Source organism: Mesorhizobium sp. M0292, from assembly GCF_040321695.1.
Lineage (GTDB): Bacteria > Pseudomonadota > Alphaproteobacteria > Rhizobiales > Rhizobiaceae > Mesorhizobium.
In genome coordinates this window covers 43,654-63,210 of sequence record NZ_JAMYSB010000011.1, presented here as the reverse complement: position 1 = coordinate 63,210, position 19,557 = coordinate 43,654, and the positions used below count along the sequence as shown (strand labels likewise).

Below are 19,557 nucleotides of genomic sequence, written 5' to 3'. Positions count from 1 at the left end.
GTCAGGATAGTCGGAACGCGGCGCGCCTTCGGGTGTTATAGGAGATGGTACCGAAAACCCTGACCATTGCGCGCATCTGGCGCGGCAGGACCTCGCCCGGCAGGGCCGACGCCTATGAGCGCTACAATTACGAGGCTGGTATCAAGCCGCTGATCGAGAAAGCGCTTGGCGTGCAGACTTTTCGCGAGGACACGCCGACGCATTCGGAATTCATCACCATCTCCTATTGGGAGAGCGTCGAGGCGATGGCCGCCTTTACCGGCGGCGATCCGCAAAGCATCCACCATCTCGACCGCGACAAGGAGTTCCTGATCGAATTGCCGAAGGGTGTCCAGGTGCTGCGAATCCGTTCCAGCCACGGACTGGTTGGCGGCAGCTGATGTTTGCGGGCTTTGACGCCAGGACCGTTCAAATGGAGGAGATATCGATCTTCGTCAGGGCCGGTGGCTCAGGGCCGCCGCTGCTGCTCCTGCATGGCTTTCCCGAAACGCATGTGATGTGGCGCGACATAGCGCTGGCCCTGGCCTCGCACTTCAGCGTGGTTGCCGCCGATCTCAGGGGTTACGGCCAAAGCGGCTGTCCAGTGTCCACTGCCGATCATGCCTCCTATTCCAAACGGGCGATGGCGCGCGACATGGTGCAGGTTATGGACGTTCTCGGTTTCGACCGTTTCATGGTTGCCGGCCACGACCGTGGCGGTCGCGTCGCCTACCGGCTGGCGCTCGACCATCCCGAAACCGTGTCGAAAGTCGCCGTTCTCGACATCGTCCCCACGGCCTCCGCCTGGGATCGGGCCGATGCCAGGTTGGCGCTGGCCTTCTGGCCGTGGAGCCTGCTCGCCCAGCCGGAACCGCTGCCTGAGCGCCTGTTGTCCGCAGCACCCGACGCAGTTGTCGACAATGCGATCGCCGGCTGGGGCTCGGCTCCAGATGCTTTTCCCGCTGAGGTCAGGGCCGCCTATATCGAGGCGCTGCGTGATCCCGCCCATGTCCACGCCATCTGCGAGGAATATCGCGCCGCCGCAGGCATCGACCGCGAGCACGACGCGCAGGACCAGGCTGATGGCTGTCGCATCAGATGCCCGCTGCTTGCGCTCTGGAGCGGCGAGGGCGGGTTGGAGAACTGGTATGCGGAGGAGGGCGGCCCGTTGGCGATCTGGCGGCAATGGGCTGATAACGTCGGAGGCGGCTCGGTCAAGGGTGGGCATTTCTTCCCGGAAGAGCACCCCGAAGACACGGCTGCAAGGCTGTCGAGATTCTTCGCAAGCTGACGGCGGACCGATTGCTAAATCCGGCCCTGTGTAGTCCTGTGTGGACTATCTCAGATGCCCGAGGGACTGCAGGATCAAAGTGCTCGAAAGACCAAGCAGGGCGATACCGTAAAACCGGTCGATCCACACGGCGTTTGGCCCAGCCAGAAGCCTTGCAGCCCGCGCGCCAAGGGCTGCGTAAAACGTCAGCACAAACACATCGGCAAGCGCGGCGATAATGGCCAGGATGCCATACTGGATCGCGATCGGCTCATCCACGCGGACAAAATGCGGCAGGATCGCGGGGAAAAGCAGCCAGGCCGCCGGATTTGTGACCGCCACCAAGAAGCAGCGCCCAATGAGTGCCTTGGCTGAATGGCGTGTTTCGGGAAGGTTAGGGTTGAACGAAGGTCGGGATGCGGTGCGCAGGGTACCGATGGCGACGAAAAGCAGATAGCCCGCGCCGAACATCCTGAGAGCCGAGAGATAGAATTCCGAAGCCAGCAGAAGAGCGCCGAAGCCCAGCGCGACGATGCTGATAAGAACGAAATCAGACAGTACGACGCCGGCCATGCCGAGAAACGCGCGTCGAAAACCGTAGCGGGAGCCGTTGGTGATGGCGAGCACGACGTCCGGTCCCGGAACGGCCATTCCGAGAACCGACACAAAGGCAAATGTCACCAGCGGCAGGTTTCCCATGACGCCGCGTAATGTACCCGGCGCTCACCGTCCGTAACGCCCTTCACACAGCGGCTTGGCTATCGCCGATTGTTGTTGGCCACCTTGGCTCAGTGCCCGCCGCGCATCTTCACCACCACAGTCCGCACCGCCAGCACCAGCACGGTGATGATGATCAGGATCACCGAGAGCGCGGCGATCGCCGGGTCGATGTTGTCGCGCAGGCCCATCCACATCAGCCGCGGCAGCGTGATGGCGTTGACCGAGGTGATGAACAGGGTGACGCCTATCTCTTCCCAGGACAGCACGAAGGACAGCAGCGCGGCGGTGACGATGCCGAACTTGATGTTGGGCATGATGATGCGCGTGGCGCGTTCCCACACGCCGGCGCCAAGGCCGCGCGCGGCAAGGTCGATGCGGCGGTCGAGCTGGCTGAGCGAGACCAGGATCAGCACCGTGGCGAAAGGCACCGTCATCACCGAATGCGCCATGGCGACGCCGAGCCATGTGTCATAGCCGAAGAACGAACTCATGCCCGAGATCGACGTCAGCAGGAAGTAGAGCGTGATCGCCGAGACCACCGGCGGCACCACCATCGGCAACAGCACGAAGCCGACAAGGGCGGCGGTAAATCGCGGCTGGAACATCCAGGCGCCAAGGCTGAAGCACAGCGCCAGCACGGTGGAGATGACGCTGCTGACGATGCCGATGCGGATCGACAGCAGGATGGCGTCGAGCCAGCGCGGATCCTCGATCAGCGCGCGGTAGTGGCGCAGCGACAGTTCGCCCGTCGGCATAGCCAGCATGCGGCTTGGCGTCAGCGACACCGGGATGACCGCCAGCAGCGGCAGCAGCAGGAACAGTGCCACCAGCACGGCGAGGATCAGCGAGACGGGACCGGGGCGATAGGTCGGCATCAGATCAGTTGCTTCGGTCTGACATAGCGGAACAGCAGCGCCATGAGCGCGCCGACGAACAGCACCAGCACGACGCTGATCGCCGCACCCAGTCCCCAGTCGGGACTCTGGAAGATGCGGAGATAGATCAGCTCGGCGATCATCACGCTGCGGCCGCCGCCGAGGATCGCCGGCGTGACGAAGAAGCCGAGCGAGAAGACGAACACGATCATCGCCGAACCGATGATGCCGGAGCGCGTCATCGGCACGAACACGGTCCAGAAGGTGCGCATGCGGCTGGAGCCGAGCCCGCGCGCCGCGAGCAGCACGCGCTCGTCGAGGCTGCGCATGGCGGAGGCCAGCGGGAACACCGCGAAGGGAATGAGGAAATGCGTCATGCCGACGATGACGCCGAACTCGTTGCGCACCAGCGCCAGCGGCTCGGAGATGAAGCCGATCGATTGCAGCCAGGTGTTGATCAGGCCGCGGTTGGACAAAAGCGCCACCCAGCCGAAGGCGCGGGTAAGCACCGAGATCCAGAAGGGGACGAGAATGCAGAATTCAGCGATTATGCGCTGTGCCGGGCTGCCGCGCACCCACACCATGGTGATGGCGTATGCCGCCGCCACGGAAACCACGGTGACGATCAGCGCGATGCGCAGCGTGCGGATGAACACAAACTGCACCAGGGCATCGGTGGCGAGCGCGCCATACTGGCCGAGCCCCGGTGTCGGCAAGGTGACGCTCCACTTGACGACGCCGAGGAACGGCCAGGCGTAGGCCAGCACAAGGAACAGGAGCAGCGGCGCCATCAGCACCGCCGCGCCCATCCTGTCGGAGAGGGTGCCTCTCATCGAAGCTCGTGCCCGGCCTGGTCAGGCCGAGATGATCTTGGTGTATTCGTCGAGTGCTGCCCCGTAATTCTTGGCGTACCAGTCCATGTCGAGCGCGATCTGCTTCTTCATGTTTTCGGGATCGACCGGGTTGATGCGCTTCTTGTCGGCGGGGATCAGCGCATCGGCGGCCGGATTGGCCGGACCCTGTCCGAGCTTGTCGAACATCACCAGTTGCTTTTGCGGATCCTGGGCGCTGGCGATGAACTTCATCGCTGCGTCCTTGCCGCCGGGGTTGCCCTTGAGCACGGCCAGCGCGCCGGGCGAAATCAGGCCCTGATCCCAGATGAACTTGATCTTGCCGCCCGAGTCCTGCTCGATCAGCGAGGCGCGGGTCGACCACACGATCGCCATCGAGGCTTCGCCGTTGAGCAGCACGCTCTGGCTCTCGGCGCCGCCGCCCCAGTAAGCCACGACGTTTTCCTTGAAGGCGGCGATCTTGTCATGCGCGCGCTTCAGGTCGAGCGGGTAGAGCGAGGCCGGCGCGATGCCGTCTGCGAGAAGTGCGGCTTCCCAACTCGACACGCCCCATTTGTAGAGCGAGCGCTTGCCCGGAAACTTCTTCACGTCGAAGAAGTCGGCCATGCCGGTCGGCGCGTCCTTGCCGTATTTCTCGGAATCATAGGCGATGACATAGGAGAAGAAATAGGTCGAGGCCGCGTATTCCCAGCCGAACCCCTCGCGCATCTTCTTCTTGTCGACGACGGCGTAGTCGATCGGCTCGAGCGCACCCTGGGCGCCGAGCGTGATGGCCGAGAACGGGTCGACATCGACGAGATCCCAGGTCGGCGCGCCGCTCTTGAACTGTGCGGCAATCGCGCCTTCGGTCGGGCCCGAACCGTCCATCTTGACGGCGATGCCGGTCTCCTTAGTGAAGGCCTGGCCATAGGCGGCGTCATAAGCGGCGAGGGCATCGCCACCCCAGTTGACCAGCACCAGTTCCTTGGCCTGCGCAAACGCGCCGGTCGAGCGCAGCAGCATCGGTGTGCCGGCCAGCACGAGGGCTGCAAGCTGGGTGAATTGCCGGCGCGAAATCTCGCCGCGCACAGCCCGGGCGGATAGCCCGTCCATGGCTTGTTTTTTGCTTTGGTTTGTCATTTTAGTTCCCCTTTTTCGTTGTTGGTTCCGGTGGTTATGGCGCGTTCCAGATTCTTTGCTGGAAGACTTCGCCGTTCTCGTCGTCATCCTCCGTCCGGAAGGAGGAAACCCTTTTCCGCCGGCCATGTCAGCCAGACGGAATTGCCTTTGCTCAGCGCCGCCGCCGCGACCTCATTCGGCACCGAGACGGTCACCTTGGCGCCCTGGCGTGTCGTCAGATCGAGTTTGGTCGCCGCACCCAGATAGGTCGAGCCGATTGCGGTGGCGGCAATGCCGTTCTCGCCGGCGGCGGCTTCGCGCGCGATCGACATATGTTCGGGCCGGATCGCCAATATGGCGTTGCCGTTCACCGCCTCGGCATTGCCGCGCAGCGTGATCGCGCGGTCTTCGCAGAGCGCGGTGGCGCCATTGTCGGCGCGCTTCACGCCCTTGAGCGGCAGCATGTTGATCTCGCCCAGGAACTCAGCGACGAAACGATTGGCCGGCCGGTCATACACCTCGTCCGGTGCACCGACCTGCAGCAATTTGCCATGGTTGAAGATGGCGACGCGCGACGACAGCGCCAGCGCCTCGCTCTGGTCGTGGGTAACGAAGACGAAGGTGGTGCCGGTCTCCTGATGCAGCCGCTTCATTTCGGCCTGCATCTGGCCGCGCAGGCCCTTGTCCAGTGCCGAGAAGGGTTCGTCGAGGAGCAGCACGCCGGGTTCGAACACCAGCGCGCGCGCCAGTGCCACGCGCTGCTGCTGGCCGCCGGAAAGCTGCGCCGGCAGTTTCGTCTCATGGCCCTTCAGCCCGACGCGCTCGATCATCTCGGCGACGCGGCGTTTGATCTCGGAGGCCGATTTCTTGCGCACCTTGAGCGGGAAGGCGATGTTGGCCTCGACCGACATATGCGGAAACAGCGCATAGCCTTGGAACACCATGCCGGCGGCGCGCTGTTCGGCCGGCCGCTCGGTGATGTCGATGCCGTCGCTGAAAAGCTTGCCGGCGGTCGGTTGCACGAAGCCGGCGAGGATCATCAGGAATGTGGTCTTGCCCGAGCCGGAGGGGCCGAGCAGCGTCAAAAACTCGCCACGGCCGATGTTGAGCGTCAGGTCGTCCAGCGCCCGGAACGAGCCGAAGCTCTTGCCGATCCCGATTGCCTTGATCTCTGCGGCCCGGCCGGGTTGCTGCATCCTGCCTCTTCCTTGGTCGTGGCTTGAGCGTAGGGCAGGGCCCCGGCTCACCGCAACCGAATAGTTTTCGCCTGATCGGCAAATTTGATTCACGGATGCGAGGCTAGTACGGGCTGATCCGGTTCTCCGACAGCTTCGACCTCAACCACCCATTGAATGCTTCCAGCACCGGGTGGCTGGCCTTGGCATGTTCCGACACTAGGAAATACGAGCGCGGCGAGGGGATCGCGATATCGAAGGGGCGCACCAGACGGCCTTCGCTCAGCGCCCGGCGGCTGGTCAGCTCGTCGCCCATGGCGATGCCCTGGCCGGCGATCGCCGCGGAAAAAACGAGGTTCATGTCCGAGAAGAAGATGCCGCCTTCGGTGTCGGGGTTTTCCACCTTGGACAGCGCCAGCCAGCGCGCCCAGTCCTCGGTGTCGCCGAGATGCAGGAGATTGGCGCGCAGAACGTCGGCCGGTTTTGAAAAGCCGCCGACCTTGTTGAGCAGTGTCGGGCTGCAAAGTGGCGTGAACGAGATTTCGCACAGCAACTCCACCGAGCGGTTCGGCCAGTTGCCGACGCCGAAGGCAATGAAGGCATCGGCGTCCGGATTGCTGACATCGTCCAGCCGCCGCGGCGTCAGGATCGACAGCGCCACGTCCGGATACATCTGCCGGAACTCGCCGATGTGGGTGCATAAAAACAGAGAGGCGAAGCCCGGCGTGCAGGAAACGGCGAACGAACCGCCGACGCCGGTGCCGGCCTGGCGCGTTACCGCATCGCCAAGCACGGTCAGCGCCTTCCTCACATCGGCGGCATAGCGCTGGCCGCGCGGTGTCAGCGCCACGCCCTTGCCGATGCGCTCCAGCAGGTCGAAGCCGAGGTCGCGTTCGAGGAGCCGCAACTGATGGCTGACGGCGCTGCGGGTGAGGTGCAGTTCGTCGGCGGCGCGCCAGACGCTGCCGTGACGGGCAAAACTGTCGAGGGCGCGCAGCGCCTGTGTGGAAGGTATTCGCAAGAGGCCTCAGGTGAACAGAATTTGCATGAACCGGAAAAACATATCACTTTTTGCAATGCCGCTTCACTGCTTTCTTGGGCCGCATGGAGAAACCGGTGACGACCTCGGCGCAAGCCACCGCGCTTGCCTGTCTCGATGGCATCCAGCCGTCGCTGTCGGCGTGGACGCGCACCATTTTCGATTTCGGCGAAACAGCCTGGCGCGAATACCAGTCGGCGGCCTGGTATGTCGCGCGGCTGAAGCATGAGGGCTTTTCGGTCGAGGAAGGGTCGGCCGGCATGCCGACCGCCTTTTGCGCCCACTGGACGAATGGCCCGGGGCCGACCATCGGCATGTACGGCGAATACGACGCCGTGCCCGGCAACTGCCAGGACGCGGCAACGGTGAACCGATCGCGGCCGGGCCTCGGCAGCGAGGCCGGCGGCCACACCGATCCGCATTCCGGGCTTGGCATTGCCGGCCTCGGCGGACTACTCGCCACCAAGGCGGCAATGCAACGCCACGGCATCAAGGGGACGCTGCGCTTCACCGGCGAGCCGGCCGAGAAGGTCAGGGGCTCGAAGCCGATCCATGCAGCCAAAGGCTATTATGACGGCCTTGCCGGCATGATCTCGTTCCATCCCTTCTATATGCTGCCGCTCTGCAACACGGCGCGTTGGGACACGCATTGCGGCGCGGCCTACGCGATGATCTACCGTTTTGTCTGCGACGAACCCGAAAACTGGGTTCGCGCAAGCGATGGCGCGCCGATCCCGCAGGCGCATTCGGCGGTGCGGGCGCCCGGTGCCAATGACGCGCTGATGACGATGTACATGACCTCCAAGGCGCTGCGCGATTCCATGCTGCCTCACCAGGGCGGCTGGTCGATCAGCGAGGCGATCCTCACCGCCGGGCAGGCGACCGCCGACAATCTGCCGGCGGGGCTGGCCGAGATCCAGTACATGATCCGCGTGCCGACCATTGCCATGGCAGAGCAGGTCACCGCGGTGCTCGACCGTAATGCGGCCGCGGCCGCGGCGATCAGCGGTTGTCGCTATGAGCGCCATTGGGTGTCGAAGTCGCGGCCGGGCCTCGCCAACCACGCCATGGCGGGGATTGCCTATGAGGCGCTGTCCACCGTCGGCGCGCCGAGCTGGGACGAGGCGGCGAAAGCGATCGGTCGCGAGGTCCAGGTCAATGCCGGCGGCACCGCGACCGACAACCCTTTCATCGACGAGATGGAGCGGCTGGTTGCGCCGCAAGAGGCCGAGGCAATCCTGCGCCGCGATTTGCCTCCGTCGCAGATCAACTCGACCTCCGACGACTACACCGACATGTCGTGGCACACGCCGACCGCACGCTTCTATGTCGCCCGCCCGGCGCTGCGCTCGGCGAATGGCCATGCCTATCCATCCTGGGCGATGAACGCGCTGGGCGGTATCTCGGCCACCATCGACCCGATGGTCATTTGCGCCGCCAAGACGGTTGCGCTTGCAGCCCTCCGCCTGCTCGAGGACAAGGCCGCGCGCGATGCGGCCATGGACGAATTCGTCACCCGCACCGGCGGCGGCATTGGTGGCTCCAACTGGATCGCGCCGCTTTGCGACTATGACCCGCCGATCAATTTCCGCTGGCCGGAATATGTCACCACCGCGCGGGGGCGCGATTGGTGGATTCCGAGCAGCCAACCCAATCAAGCTGCATAATCGAGGAGAACCTTATGACCGTCCATGACCGCATCGTCGCCGAACCGTTCTCGCTGCAGCGCCGCAATCCCGCCGGCGGCACCAAGCCGCTGACATCATGGGGCTTTGCCAACGAGACCGACGTGCTGACAGACGTGTTGCTCGGCTCGCCAAACTTCCTGCGCCACCTCTCGACCAGCTCGCTCTCGCGCAAGCATTTGCGCGAAGCGCCCTGCAACGTTCAGATCGCCCAAGCGCAGCACAAGGACCTCGTCGCCGCCTATGAGCATTTCGGCGTCAAAATCCACTGGCACGAGCCGACGCCGGAACTGCCGATGCAGGTCTATTCCAGAGACTCCAGCGTCATGACGCCCTACGGCGCCTTCATCACCGCCATGGCCAATTGGTGGCGGCGCGGCGAGAACTATGCCGCCATCCGCACCTATGAAAAGCTCGGCATCCCGATCTACGACATGGTCACGGCTGGCACCTTCGAAGGCGGCGACTTCAACGTCATCGAGGAGGGCGTGGTGCTGATCGGCTGCGGCGGCGCCCGCACGCAGGAAGAGGGCGCCCGCCAGGTGCAGGACTGGTTCGAAAAGGAAGGCTGGGAAACGCGCCTCGCCTTCATCGACGAATATTACGTCCATATCGACCTGATGGTAGTGCCGATCGCCGAGAAGCTCACCGCGGTGTGCCTCGCCTGCACCGAGCCCGGCATCGTCGACTGGCTGAAGGGCAAGGGCCACGAGATCATCGACGTGCCCTTCCAGGACACGATGGCGCTCGGCTGCAACTTCATGTCGCTGGGCAAGGACAGGGTGATCGCGCCGACGTCGAGCCAGTCGCTGATCGGCCAACTCAAAGCGCGCGGCTTCGAGGTTGCTGCCGTCGACATGAGCGAGATTTCCAAGACCGGGGGCGGCATTCACTGCATGGCGCAGGCGCTCAAGCGCGAGCCGGCGTAAGGGCACGAATTGCCGCCGGGACCTGTGACGGACTGCTGCCAGATTTGACAAAACGGGCCCGGCAGACGAAATTGATGCTATTAAGGAGGGATTCTGTGAAAAAAACCTACGAAAGGCCGAGTCTGGCCAAAGCCGGCAAACTGGGATCGCTGGTCGCTTCGAACCCGTCGAAGCCCGCCCCCTGAGCGCAACCAGCCGCTGAAGGCCGAAATTCGGTCGTCCTGGTTATCGGCGACCGGATCGCCCTGTATGATTGAAAGGGAGCCCGCCGGCTTTGAACGGCGGGCTTTTTGCTTTGCGCCAGAGCGCTGCCGCGTCTGCCGGCTAGTCCAATCTGCCCGAACCTGAATTGAACTTGCGCCGGTCGTTTTCCAGATGCGCCCGCATCGCTTGGCCGGCCTTCCGGGTCGCGGCGCTCGATCGCCTCGAACACCGCCTGGTGGCCGGCAAAACTCGTGCGGTTTTCGATCTCCTTATTGGCCACGTGGATGCGCTGATTGAACAGCCATTCGACCTAATAGCCGTTGATTTTGAACCAAGCCAGCTTCCCCAAAAGATCATGCCCAAACAAAGCCATAGCGCGAAGACCACATGCGCGCCGTTCCCGCCCGCCCGGCGATCAGGGCGTGGCTGGCGTGAGATGGCCGCGCTGACGACGGAACGAGATCGCCTCGTCTGGCCGGCCGGACTCGCGACGGCGTGGTCCGGCCGGAATTCCATCTGCTATGCGGGTATCAATACGGCGATGCGATGCACGCCGACCTCCTTGCTTGTATTCGTCGCTTCATCGGTCTTGCCCTTGGAGCAGGTGTACATATCACCCGTCTTGAGCTTGAATTCCTTGTCCGCTTTCTTGATCGTGAATGCACCTGAGGTAATGGTGCACACCATGTCGTTGTCCATCACGGTTTGAGGAGCATGTGCTCCGGGCTGAAACACAACGTCGATAATTGCGATGCTCTTGTAGGCGGGAATGTCTGCATTGCCGGTGCCGACCTCCACCACCCTGACACCGGGCGCAATCTCCTTGCCCTCTTTCGGGCCGTATTTCTTGATTTTTGCCGATGCCGCCAAGGGGAACAAAGGCGCTACCGCGGCGGTCGTCAGACCGAGGGCAATTGCAGACCTGCGATTCATGGTTTTCATTGCATCCTCCCGATGCTCGTCATGCATGGATATGCACGACCGGCGATATATTAGCACAAACGAATTTACTTGTATGCAAAGTGACTGTGGCGCAGGCCAGCAAGAAATGCTCCGCCGGATAATGTCGCTTCACTGTACCTTTTGCCGGAATTTCGAATGACAGGTCGAGCAATCCTGCAGGATGAGATGCAGGATATGCTCCGCCGGCAGTTTGGTCGGATCGGCTTCCTCTGGATTCGAGCGCTTGCCGAGCAGGCTGCCGCCGCCCATCGCCAGGCCGGTGCCCATGCGCATGTCATCGGTGATGACGGCCGGCGCGCTTTCGGCCTTGGCGGCCAGAGCGTCGGCCAGCGTTCCGATATGATTTGCCAGGGCCTCGAATTCCGCCCGTGACTGATCGATCTCCAGCCTGGCCTGCGAAGGCGGTCCAAGCGAGCCGCTCGGAAATTCGGCAATCAGGGCAGGGCCGGTGCGCGCGCGCAGCGTGTCCGCTGCCGCCTTGAAGGCTGCCGCGTCATAGGCTTGCCTGCGGTCGAACATGCCGGCAATGGTTTTCGCAGCCGCCGCCATCTCCTTCATCGACGCCTGGCGGGCCGCGACGATCGGTCCGCTGCCGACGGAGGCGCCCATCGTAAGGGCACAGACCAGCCACAGCAGCGCCGCTTTCACAGTCCATCTCACGGCGCCATGTCCTTGCCCCATCCATCCGTGCTCAGCCAGCGCAGCAGGGGTTCGACCTGCAGTCGGATTCTTCGGTCGTGATGCCGGTTCTCATCGGTAAATTTCCGTCGCCGGAGGTCTCCGTCTCTGAGCAGATAGACCTTCCAGCCACCGGAAGGTCAACTGATTGAGAAGGCCGATCAGCGGGCAATCAGCACAGGCTTGCAGCAAGCTGACGCAGCGTTTCCTTGACTTGGATCGCAAAAACGGGCAGCAAGGCGAGGGTGAGGGAGAGCATTCTACCGTGGCGCAGACCATGGAGTGCTCTTTTTTTCGTATCAGGCGCCGCATAATCGGTGGCTGATGGAGGGATTGGTTAACCAACTTTGTCCATCTTTTGATTCAATCGGCAACAGACGCGAAAGGTGCAGGGGGCACCAGCGAACTGTGGATGTCACGGATGCGAGGGTCGCAAGCCTGCATGCCGATTGAGAGTGGTTGTATGGCGTTTTTGCGTTTGAAAGACCGGGGCGACACTCCTGAACGGGGTTTGACTTCGAAGAGATCCGGCCAGCGCTGGGTGGTGGTGCCGGTTGTCGGCGCGGCCTTGGCGCTGTGGTCGGTGGCAACCATGGCCGGCCTCTATTCGCTCGGTACCTCGCTCACCGCAGCCTCCAACAGCCTTCCGCACAGTCTGCTTCTGCCGAACGCAGCACTTGCCGATTCGCGCCGCAGCCTCGCCAATTCGTGGGCGCCGCGGCTTTCGGCGCAAAAATCACAGGCCTCGCTGCTCAGCCAATGCGACGCCGGCTGCGCGCATGCCGCCGCGAACTTCGCGCATGACGGCAAGATGGCGCGGCTGAAGCCGGCCGCGCACGCTGTGGCCCCGAGCAGTGTCGCCTCAAACATTGCGCCAAACACCAGCGTCGCTCTCGCCACTTCGCGCGGCATGCGCTTCGACGGCGTGGTGGCCAAGGCAGAGCTGTCGCCGCAAAAGCTGGCTGCCGCCTTCGCCAAGGCCTCGAATGCGCCCTTCATGCTTGCCAGCCTTCCGGTCGCTGCCCGTTTCGCCGAAGTCCGGCTGCCCGATCAGCATGGCCCAGCCTCGGAACGCTTTGGGCCGGAAGTGGCTGAGATCGAACGCTCGTCGCGCCTGGCGCTGGCGCTGGCCAACAGCTTGCCGGAAGACGCTGACATGCTGGCCCCGCCGCCGGCCGTTGAAGCAATCGCCGGAGGGCAGGATCCTGAGCAGGCCGAAGTTCAGGTCGCTTCGCTGCCGCCGCAGGACGATCTGCCCGACAACATTGCGTTGCCGGGTTGGCGTCCACGCGCCGAAACCGCTCAGCCTGCAGAGCCTCGGCAAGCCAGCAAGCCCAGGGCAGCCAAGCCACAGACCGACGGGACGGCCGAGAGCCCCGCACCCCAGTCGCCGGGCAATTCGTCGCCGCGCTCGCCACGCAGTACTTCGGAGGTCGCCGCACTGCCTGGCGTGCCAGACAGCCAGAGCATCCAATCAAGCCGGATCAAGCCTGGCAAACGGTCGAAGACACAGGCCGGCGAGATGCTGGCCTATGCCAAGCCGGACGTCCCGGCGGGCGGTGTCGGTCGCGCCTTCAAGGATCTGTTCGCCACGCCCGGAATGGGCGGCGGCGTCGCCGTGTACGATATCTCGGCCAAGACCGTCTATATGCCGGACGGCTCGCGGCTGGAGGCCCATTCGGGGCTGGGTTCGATGGTCGACCAGCCGCGCTTCGTGCACAAGAAGAATGTCGGCCCGACGCCGCCCAACACCTATGATCTGCGACTGCGCGAATCCCGCTTCCATGGCGTCGAGGCGCTCCGTCTCACTCCCGTCAGCGGCGGCAATAAATACGGCCGCGACGGCCTGCTCGCCCACACCTACATGCTGCGCGGCGGCCGTGCGGAATCCAATGGCTGCGTCGTCTTCAAGGACTACGCCCGCTTCCTTGCCGCCTACAAGAAGGGCAAGATCAAGCGCCTCGTCGTCGTGCCGCGCCTGACCAAGCCGCTGACGCGGGTCGCTCAGGAAGGCCGGGGAGCGTAAGGCAGTAGGCAGTAGGGCCCAGGAGCGTCCATCGCCTGTTCCTTGTTTTTCTGCCCCTATTGCCTATTCCCCACTGCCTATTCCCTTTTCACCCCCAGGCAGACTATGAGTGACCCCTGCGGGTCGGCTTCACCACGAGGACATCCATGACAATACGCGCTGTCGTTTGGGGCGAGAACATCCATGAGCGGACCAATGAGGTGGTCGCAGCCCTCTATCCCGAGGGCATGCACACGACCATCGCCAAGGCGCTGAATGCCGACAAGGCGATCTCCGCCTCGACCGCCACGCTCGAGCAGCCGGAGCACGGCCTGCCGGCCGACCGTCTGGCCGAGACCGACGTGCTGGTCTGGTGGGGCCACAAGGATCATGGCGCGGTGGCCGACGAGATCGTCGAGCGCGTCGCCCGCCGCGTTTGGGAGGGGATGGGGCTGATCGTTCTCCATTCCGGCCATTTCTCGAAAATCTTCAAGCGGCTGATGGGCACGCCCTGCACGCTGAAATGGCGCGAGGCGGGCGAGCGCGAGCGGCTTTGGGTGACCAGTCCCAGCCATCCGATCGCCGAGGGCGTCGGCGAATATTTCGAGCTCGAGAATGAAGAAATGTATGGCGAGCAGTTCGCCGTGCCCGAACCTCTGGAGACCGTCTTCATCTCCTGGTTCCAGGGCGGCGAGGTGTTCCGTTCTGGGCTGACCTATCGCCGCGGCGCCGGCAATGTCTTCTACTTCCGCCCGGGCCACGAGACCTATCCGACCTATCACGACGCCAATGTGCACAAGGTGCTGCGCAATGCGGTGAAGTGGGCGCACAATCCGCAGGGCACCAAGTCGGCGATCCTCGAGGCGCCGAACGTGCCGGTCGAGAAGGCGCTGGAGCCGATCGTCGAGCGCGGCGGCAAGCTGCACGCTTCGGGCGAGGCCGGCTTCCGCTAAAGCAAAATCCAGGAAAAAAGGCGTAGCGGTTTTCCGCATGGGTTTCCTAGACCGTATCTGCGCCATATGATTGAATCGAACCAATTCGCTCGGAGTGCAGAGAATGCGGCTTTTGATACTGGGTACCGGCTGGATGGCGCAGGAGCATGCCCGCCGCTTCGGCGGTATCGACGGCGTCGAGATCGTCGGTGCTGTCGACGTCGATGAAAAGCGCGTTGGCGAATTTGCCGACGGGTTCAAGATACCGAAGCGATTCACATCGCTGGAAGACGCGCTGGCGTGGGGCGAGTTCGATGCGGTCGCCAACGTCACGCCCGACCGCATTCACCACCCGACCACCATGGCGCTGATCGCGGCCGGCAAGCCGGTGCTGTGCGAAAAGCCGCTGGCCGAAGACTTCGGCAAGGCAAGCGAGATGGCCAAAGCGGCTGAGGCCGCCGGCATCGTCAACATGGTCAATCTCACCTATCGCAATGTCGCTGCCTTGCAGAAGGCGCGGCAGATGGTGCTGGCCGGCGAGATCGGCACCGTCCGCCACGTCGAGTCCTCCTATCTACAGAGCTGGCTGGTCTCGAAATTCTGGGGCGACTGGCGCACCGACCCGAAATGGCTGTGGCGGCTGTCGCGCGACCACGGCTCCAACGGCGTGCTCGGCGATGTCGGCATCCACATCCTCGATTTCGCCAGCTATGGCGCCGCACTCGATGTCGACCACGTGTTTTGCCGGCTGCGCACCTTCGACAAGGCGCCAGGCAACCGTATCGGCGAATACGACCTCGACGCCAATGACAGCTTCGCCATGACGCTGGATTTCTCCAACGGCGCCTTTGGCGTCGTTCACGCCAGCCGCTGGGCGACCGGCCACATCAACGAATTGCGCCTGCGCATCTATGGCGACAAGGGCGGCATCGAAGTCGTGCACAATCTCGAGGGTTCGGAACTGAAGGCGTGTGTCGGCGGGGGTATCGAGAACGCCAAATGGCAGGTGCTCGACGCCGGCACGGTGCCGACCAATTACCAGCGCTTCGTCGATGCGGTTCGCAGCGGCGTGCAGGCCGAGCCTTCATTCCACCATGCCGCCGAACTGCAGAAGGTGCTGGATCTGGCCATGGTTTCGGAACAGAAGCGGACGGAACTGAGGGCCAGCGCCGATACGCAGTGATGTGAAGGGGAGGAAGAAACAATGGTCACGCGCCGCGCGCAATGTCTCTGCGGCCAGCTTTCAGCCGTCTGTTCGGGCGAGCCGGTGCGCATCTCGGTCTGCCATTGCCTCGACTGCAAGCGCCGCACCGGCAGCGCCTTCAGCTACAATGTCCGGTTTGCGCAAGCTGATGTATCGATCGAGGGACGGGCGAAGCAGTTCACGCGCACCGGCGACGAGGGCGGCCGCGTCATCTACAATTTCTGCCCGGAGTGCGGCGCCGCCGTCCACTATCGCATCGACACGCAGCCCGGTGTGATCGCCATTCCCGTCGGCGCCTTCGCCGACCCGTCGTTCCCGCCGCCCTTCCAGTCTTTTTACCACGAAAGCCGTCGCTGTGAGTGGGTCGAGATCAATGCCGAGCCGCTGGCGACGTTCGACTGAAGGCCGCTTTTTGGATACCCGGAACCGTCCGCACGCTCCGCGCCTTCAAGAGGGCATCGCCCCTGATTGCCATTGCCGGGCCGTTAGCCACCGCGCTCGGCTGCCCCATGAATAGGCATAAGTCAAGACGAATCCGGCTTGCGGCCCGATTGCTGACATGCTTACCTGACGGCATGTGTTCAATGGGGGTATATGGATGGCTAAGGAATCTTCGAATTCCGCTTCTTCAGAAAAGAAGGCGGACGTAAATCTGATAGGTAACACAGAAGGAAACGGGCTGAACTTCATGGGAGTTCAGGCCCGCGAAAACGGAACCGCCGGCGACGCCGTCGGTGTCGACAAGATCCGTGACCTGCTCTTCGGCAACCAGATGCAGGACTATGACCGCCGTTTTTCCAAGCTTGAAGAACGGGTGTTGCAGCGCTTCAAGGATGTCGAGTCCGAGGCCAAGCGCAATCTCGAAATGTACGAGTCGAATGCAAAGAAGCAGATCGATTCGCTTGCAGGGCAATTGCGGAGCGAAAAAGATTCACGAGCCGATGCCGACAAGGAGATCGACCGGAATCTTCGCGAGCAAAACCAGGCTCTTGAAAAGCAGGTGCGCACGTTGTCGGATCAGTTGAGCGCGCTCGAGCGCGACGTTTCGGACCGGATAAATCGAAACGATCATTTGCTGCGTGAGGAAATCAAGCAGAAGAATGAAGGCGTTCAGATGCTGATCGAGAAGATGTTTGCCGACCTCAGCAACGTCAAGACCGACCGAAATCTTTTGGCTGGCCTGTTTGTCGAGGTTGCAAAATGTCTCAATCAGGATCCCGTCGGGAGCAAGAGCAACTCGGACCGCAGCTGGAAAGTGAGTTGATGGGACCTTGACGTCCACCGTCGACCCATTCAACCTTCCGCAAAGAACAGCCTCGAACGATACAGAGATTGATCGCGAGGCTCTGGCTCGTCTTTTGATCGAAATTGCCCGGAACGTTGATCCGGACTACCGTGCGCAGTTCGAGGCGGTTCCCACCGCCGATCCGCGCATGGAAACGCTGCGGCAGTTGCTGGTCAGCCGCGAAATCTCGGAGCTTTCACGCGTTACGCATCTGCTCGACGAACCCGAGCAGCTTGCGGCGGCCGTGGGCGACGTTCTTCCCAGTGCTGCCGGACGAGCGCCTTACGCGCAACTCGGCGAGGCGCTTGCGCCAGCTGTCGAACGGGCTGTGCAACGGTCGATCCAGAAGAGCCCGCGCACGCTGACGGACATATTGTACCCGGTGTTTCTGCCGGCAATTCGCAAGTCGATCGGGGAAAAGATCGACCAGACCTTTCAGTCGCTGAATGAAACTCTAAGGCACATATTCACCTGGCACGGGCTCAAGTGGAGACTTGAAGCCTGGAGAACAGGGGCAAGCTTCTCGGCAGTTGTTCTGAAGCATTCCCTTGTCTACCGTGTGGAACATGCCTTTCTCATTCATCGGAATTCCGGCCTTTTGATAGCGCATGTAACTGCCGACAATGCGACGAGCGAAGATCCTCAGCTCATTTCTTCGATGCTCAGTGCGATTCAGGATTTTGTAAAAGACTCATTTAACGAGAAAGAGCAGAGCGGCCTGGACACAATCCGTTTCGGCGAGCTTCGTCTCTGGTCGGAAGTTGGACCGTTTGCGACACTGGTTTCGGTGATCCGGGGAAATCCGCCGGAGGAATTGCATGAAATCGTTCGCGATGTGTTGCTTCGCATCCATGAGCAATCCTCAGAGGCTTTAGAGCAGTTCGACGGCGACGGTTCGCAGCTGGCCTCCGTAGAGGCGCAGTTGCAGACCTGCGTCGAGCTCAAGCAAGAGGAATCAAACGACGGATTTCCGTGGCTGGTGGCGGCCGTTGCCCTGTTGCTCTTGAGTCTGGCAGGCGGTTGGTACTTTCTTTCCTGGCAATCAGCGCAGCGCTGGCAGGCTTATGTGTCGCGCTGGCAGGCTTACGTGTCGCGAGTGGAGGCCCAGCCGGGCATCATCGTTGCCGAACAGCAGGTACGCGATGGCCAGTTCTATATTGCCGGCCTGAGGGACCCGCTTGCCGTCGACCCGCAGTCGCTGTTGTCAGGCACGGGAGTCGATCCGGCCGGGGTTCATCCGCAATGGCAATTTTATCAGAGCCTTGAGCCGGAGTTCGTGCTGAAGCGGCTGACGGCGTCGCTGGCTCCGCCGGATTCAGTGCGACTTTCGATTGTCGATGGCCGCATCGTCGCCGAGGGTGAGGCTCCCGACACCTGGATCAGCCGGGCGCGCGCGGCGGCCCAGCAGCTTTCGGCAGGCGGGCCGGTCTTCGATATCTCGGGGGTTCGTGACGTAAGCCCCCAAGTGCGCGAGGCGGAGCGCTGGCACGCCTATGTGTCGCGACTGGAGACCCAGCCGGGCATCATCGTTGCAGACCAAAAGATAAGCGACGGCCAATTCTATATTGCCGGCCTGCGAGACCCGCTTGGCGCCGATCCGCAGTCGCTGTTGTCGGGAACAGAGGTCGATCCCGCCCGGGTTCATGCGCAGTGGCAGTTCTATCAGAGCCTTGAGCCGGAGTTCGTGCTGAAGCGGCTGACGGCGTCACTGTATCCGCCGGAAACAGTACGACTTTCGATCGTCGATGATCGCATCGTTGCCGAGGGTGAGGCTCCCGACACCTGGATCGATCGCGCGCGCGCGGCGGCCCGGCAGCTTTCGGCAGGCGGACCCGAATTCGACATCTCCAAGGTTCGTGACGTGAGCCCCGAAGCACGCGCGGCGGAGCACTGGCAGTATTATGTGTCGCGACTTGAGGCCCAACCGGGAATCATCGTCGCCCAACAAACGGCGAGGGGCGGACATTTCTATATTTCCGGCTTGAGAGACCCGCTTGCCGCCGACCCGCAAGCCCTGCTGTCCGGAACGGACGTTGATCCTGCCCGCGTTCATGCACAGTGGCAATTCTATCAGAGCCTTGATCCGAAGTTTGTGGTGAAGCGGCTGACGGCGGCGCTGTCCCCGCCGAAAACCGTTCAGCTCTCGATCATCCAGGGTCGCATTGTGGCCGTGGGTGAGGCTCCTGCCGGCTGGATCAACCGCGCGCGGGCCGCCGCTGAACAACTTTCGGCGGACGGAGTGGTTCTGGATGTCTCGCAGCTGCGTGAGCTGAACCTCGCAGAACTTAATCATTTGAGGCAGGCGATCCAGACGACCGATATTTTCTTCTCTTCCGGCAAGGTTGTGCCGGGACCGGAGCAGACGCCGGTTCTCGACAGGTTGGCGGATCAAATAAAGGAATTCGCCCAGAGTGCCCGCAATTCCGGCGTAACGGCGCGGTTCATGTTGACCGGGCATTCGGACACCACGGGCCGTGAGACGGCCAACGCGTCGATCAGCGCCGCCCGCGCCGAGACAGTTCGTGCGCTTCTCAACAAGCGCGGCGTTGCTCCCGAACTGCTGCTGGTTCGGGGCGCGGGCACTTTTGAGCCGGCTGTACCTGAAAACAGTCTAACCGGTAGCTCCACCAATCGCCGGGTTTCGATTACGGTAAACCTGGACTAG

18 protein-coding genes are annotated in these 19,557 nt (G+C 62.8%); 10 read left to right on the top strand and 8 right to left on the bottom strand.

Annotation, left to right across the window (positions count from 1 at the left end):
• The first annotated feature begins 44 nt into the window (after positions 1-44).
• Together NKI96_RS18340 and NKI96_RS18335 are read left to right on the top strand one after the other, a co-directional pair.
• Positions 45-380, top strand: a complete 336-nt coding sequence (locus tag NKI96_RS18340; protein WP_352805523.1) for an antibiotic biosynthesis monooxygenase family protein — start codon at positions 45-47, stop codon at positions 378-380.
• Entirely contained in the window at positions 380-1,270 is an 891-nt protein-coding gene (locus NKI96_RS18335) for an alpha/beta fold hydrolase (RefSeq protein ID WP_502900274.1), read from the top strand. Before NKI96_RS18340 ends, NKI96_RS18335 begins: the two co-directional genes overlap by 1 nt.
• A gap of 45 nt (positions 1,271-1,315) precedes the next feature.
• Here NKI96_RS18335 and NKI96_RS18330 read toward each other — a convergent pair whose 3' ends face one another.
• The 6 genes from NKI96_RS18330 to NKI96_RS18305 form a co-directional block, all read right to left on the bottom strand.
• Entirely contained in the window at positions 1,316-1,900 is a 585-nt protein-coding gene (locus NKI96_RS18330) for a LysE family translocator (protein WP_352793236.1), read from the bottom strand.
• A 137-nt stretch (positions 1,901-2,037) separates the two neighbouring features.
• Positions 2,038-2,844, bottom strand: a complete 807-nt coding sequence (locus NKI96_RS18325; protein WP_023742344.1) for an ABC transporter permease — start codon at positions 2,842-2,844, stop codon at positions 2,038-2,040.
• Positions 2,844-3,677 (bottom strand): ABC transporter permease, encoded by an 834-nt coding sequence (locus tag NKI96_RS18320; RefSeq protein ID WP_352805517.1) that lies wholly within the window; start codon positions 3,675-3,677, stop codon positions 2,844-2,846. Before NKI96_RS18320 ends, NKI96_RS18325 begins: the two co-directional genes overlap by 1 nt.
• Positions 3,678-3,698: 21 nt before the next feature.
• Positions 3,699-4,814: an ABC transporter substrate-binding protein gene (locus tag NKI96_RS18315; protein WP_352805514.1), complete on the bottom strand. Its 1,116-nt coding sequence runs from the start codon at positions 4,812-4,814 to the stop codon at positions 3,699-3,701.
• A gap of 83 nt (positions 4,815-4,897) precedes the next feature.
• Positions 4,898-5,989 (bottom strand): ABC transporter ATP-binding protein, encoded by a 1,092-nt coding sequence (locus NKI96_RS18310; protein WP_352805511.1) that lies wholly within the window; start codon positions 5,987-5,989, stop codon positions 4,898-4,900.
• 103 nt (positions 5,990-6,092) lie between these two features.
• Positions 6,093-6,989, bottom strand: a complete 897-nt coding sequence (locus tag NKI96_RS18305) for a LysR substrate-binding domain-containing protein (RefSeq protein WP_023684774.1) — start codon at positions 6,987-6,989, stop codon at positions 6,093-6,095.
• An 83-nt stretch (positions 6,990-7,072) separates the two neighbouring features.
• Between NKI96_RS18305 and NKI96_RS18300 the strand changes: the two genes are divergently transcribed.
• Entirely contained in the window at positions 7,073-8,674 is a 1,602-nt protein-coding gene (locus NKI96_RS18300; RefSeq protein ID WP_352805509.1) for a zinc-binding metallopeptidase family protein, read from the top strand.
• Positions 8,675-8,688: 14 nt separating this feature from the next.
• Positions 8,689-9,621, top strand: coding sequence for a dimethylarginine dimethylaminohydrolase family protein (locus tag NKI96_RS18295; RefSeq protein WP_352805507.1), 933 nt, complete (start codon positions 8,689-8,691; stop codon positions 9,619-9,621).
• Between the two features lie 723 nt (positions 9,622-10,344).
• Here the strand turns inward: NKI96_RS18295 and NKI96_RS18290 are convergent.
• Both NKI96_RS18290 and NKI96_RS18285 read right to left on the bottom strand, forming a co-directional pair.
• On the bottom strand, positions 10,345-10,767 hold the full coding sequence (locus tag NKI96_RS18290) for a hypothetical protein (protein ID WP_023670308.1): 423 nt from the start codon (positions 10,765-10,767) through the stop codon (positions 10,345-10,347).
• A 129-nt stretch (positions 10,768-10,896) separates the two neighbouring features.
• The gene (locus tag NKI96_RS18285; protein WP_352805503.1) at positions 10,897-11,448 is read right to left on the bottom strand and encodes a cytochrome c; all 552 of its coding nucleotides are present in this window, start codon (positions 11,446-11,448) and stop codon (positions 10,897-10,899) included.
• Positions 11,449-11,929: 481 nt separating this feature from the next.
• Between NKI96_RS18285 and NKI96_RS18280 the strand changes: the two genes are divergently transcribed.
• The 6 genes from NKI96_RS18280 (at position 11,930) to NKI96_RS18255 (ending at position 19,557) form a co-directional block, all read left to right on the top strand.
• Complete coding sequence (locus NKI96_RS18280) at positions 11,930-13,492, top strand: DUF2778 domain-containing protein (RefSeq protein ID WP_081731616.1); 1,563 nt, start codon at positions 11,930-11,932, stop codon at positions 13,490-13,492.
• Between the two features lie 146 nt (positions 13,493-13,638).
• Positions 13,639-14,424: a ThuA domain-containing protein gene (locus NKI96_RS18275; protein ID WP_023701869.1), complete on the top strand. Its 786-nt coding sequence runs from the start codon at positions 13,639-13,641 to the stop codon at positions 14,422-14,424.
• A gap of 103 nt (positions 14,425-14,527) precedes the next feature.
• A complete protein-coding gene (locus NKI96_RS18270) occupies positions 14,528-15,586 on the top strand; it encodes a Gfo/Idh/MocA family protein (RefSeq protein WP_023701868.1) in 1,059 nt (352 codons plus the stop codon).
• 21 nt (positions 15,587-15,607) lie between these two features.
• A complete protein-coding gene (locus tag NKI96_RS18265; protein ID WP_023670313.1) occupies positions 15,608-16,009 on the top strand; it encodes a GFA family protein in 402 nt (133 codons plus the stop codon).
• A 196-nt stretch (positions 16,010-16,205) separates the two neighbouring features.
• Positions 16,206-16,871, top strand: coding sequence for a hypothetical protein (locus tag NKI96_RS18260; protein WP_023670314.1), 666 nt, complete (start codon positions 16,206-16,208; stop codon positions 16,869-16,871).
• Between the two features lie 7 nt (positions 16,872-16,878).
• Positions 16,879-19,557, top strand: coding sequence for an OmpA family protein (locus tag NKI96_RS18255; protein ID WP_352805501.1), 2,679 nt, complete (start codon positions 16,879-16,881; stop codon positions 19,555-19,557).

Bases quoted from the DNA above. Each gene is read 5' to 3' on its own strand.
- NKI96_RS18265 (WP_023670313.1), top strand. From the start codon at position 15,608: ATGGTCACGCGCCGCGCGCAATGTCTCTGCGGCCAGCTTTCAGCCGTC.
- NKI96_RS18270 (WP_023701868.1), top strand. From the start codon at position 14,528: ATGCGGCTTTTGATACTGGGTACCGGCTGGATGGCGCAGGAGCATGCC.
- NKI96_RS18335 (WP_502900274.1), top strand. From the start codon at position 380: ATGTTTGCGGGCTTTGACGCCAGGACCGTTCAAATGGAGGAGATATCG.
- NKI96_RS18275 (WP_023701869.1), top strand. From the start codon at position 13,639: ATGACAATACGCGCTGTCGTTTGGGGCGAGAACATCCATGAGCGGACC.
- NKI96_RS18290 (WP_023670308.1), bottom strand. From the start codon at position 10,767: ATGAAAACCATGAATCGCAGGTCTGCAATTGCCCTCGGTCTGACGACC.
- NKI96_RS18320 (WP_352805517.1), bottom strand. From the start codon at position 3,677: ATGAGAGGCACCCTCTCCGACAGGATGGGCGCGGCGGTGCTGATGGCG.
- NKI96_RS18330 (WP_352793236.1), bottom strand. From the start codon at position 1,900: ATGGCCGTTCCGGGACCGGACGTCGTGCTCGCCATCACCAACGGCTCC.
- NKI96_RS18315 (WP_352805514.1), bottom strand. From the start codon at position 4,814: ATGACAAACCAAAGCAAAAAACAAGCCATGGACGGGCTATCCGCCCGG.
- NKI96_RS18300 (WP_352805509.1), top strand. From the start codon at position 7,073: ATGGAGAAACCGGTGACGACCTCGGCGCAAGCCACCGCGCTTGCCTGT.
- NKI96_RS18260 (WP_023670314.1), top strand. From the start codon at position 16,206: ATGGCTAAGGAATCTTCGAATTCCGCTTCTTCAGAAAAGAAGGCGGAC.
- NKI96_RS18325 (WP_023742344.1), bottom strand. From the start codon at position 2,844: ATGCCGACCTATCGCCCCGGTCCCGTCTCGCTGATCCTCGCCGTGCTG.
- NKI96_RS18340 (WP_352805523.1), top strand. From the start codon at position 45: ATGGTACCGAAAACCCTGACCATTGCGCGCATCTGGCGCGGCAGGACC.
- NKI96_RS18310 (WP_352805511.1), bottom strand. From the start codon at position 5,989: ATGCAGCAACCCGGCCGGGCCGCAGAGATCAAGGCAATCGGGATCGGC.
- NKI96_RS18280 (WP_081731616.1), top strand. From the start codon at position 11,930: ATGGCGTTTTTGCGTTTGAAAGACCGGGGCGACACTCCTGAACGGGGT.
- NKI96_RS18295 (WP_352805507.1), top strand. From the start codon at position 8,689: ATGACCGTCCATGACCGCATCGTCGCCGAACCGTTCTCGCTGCAGCGC.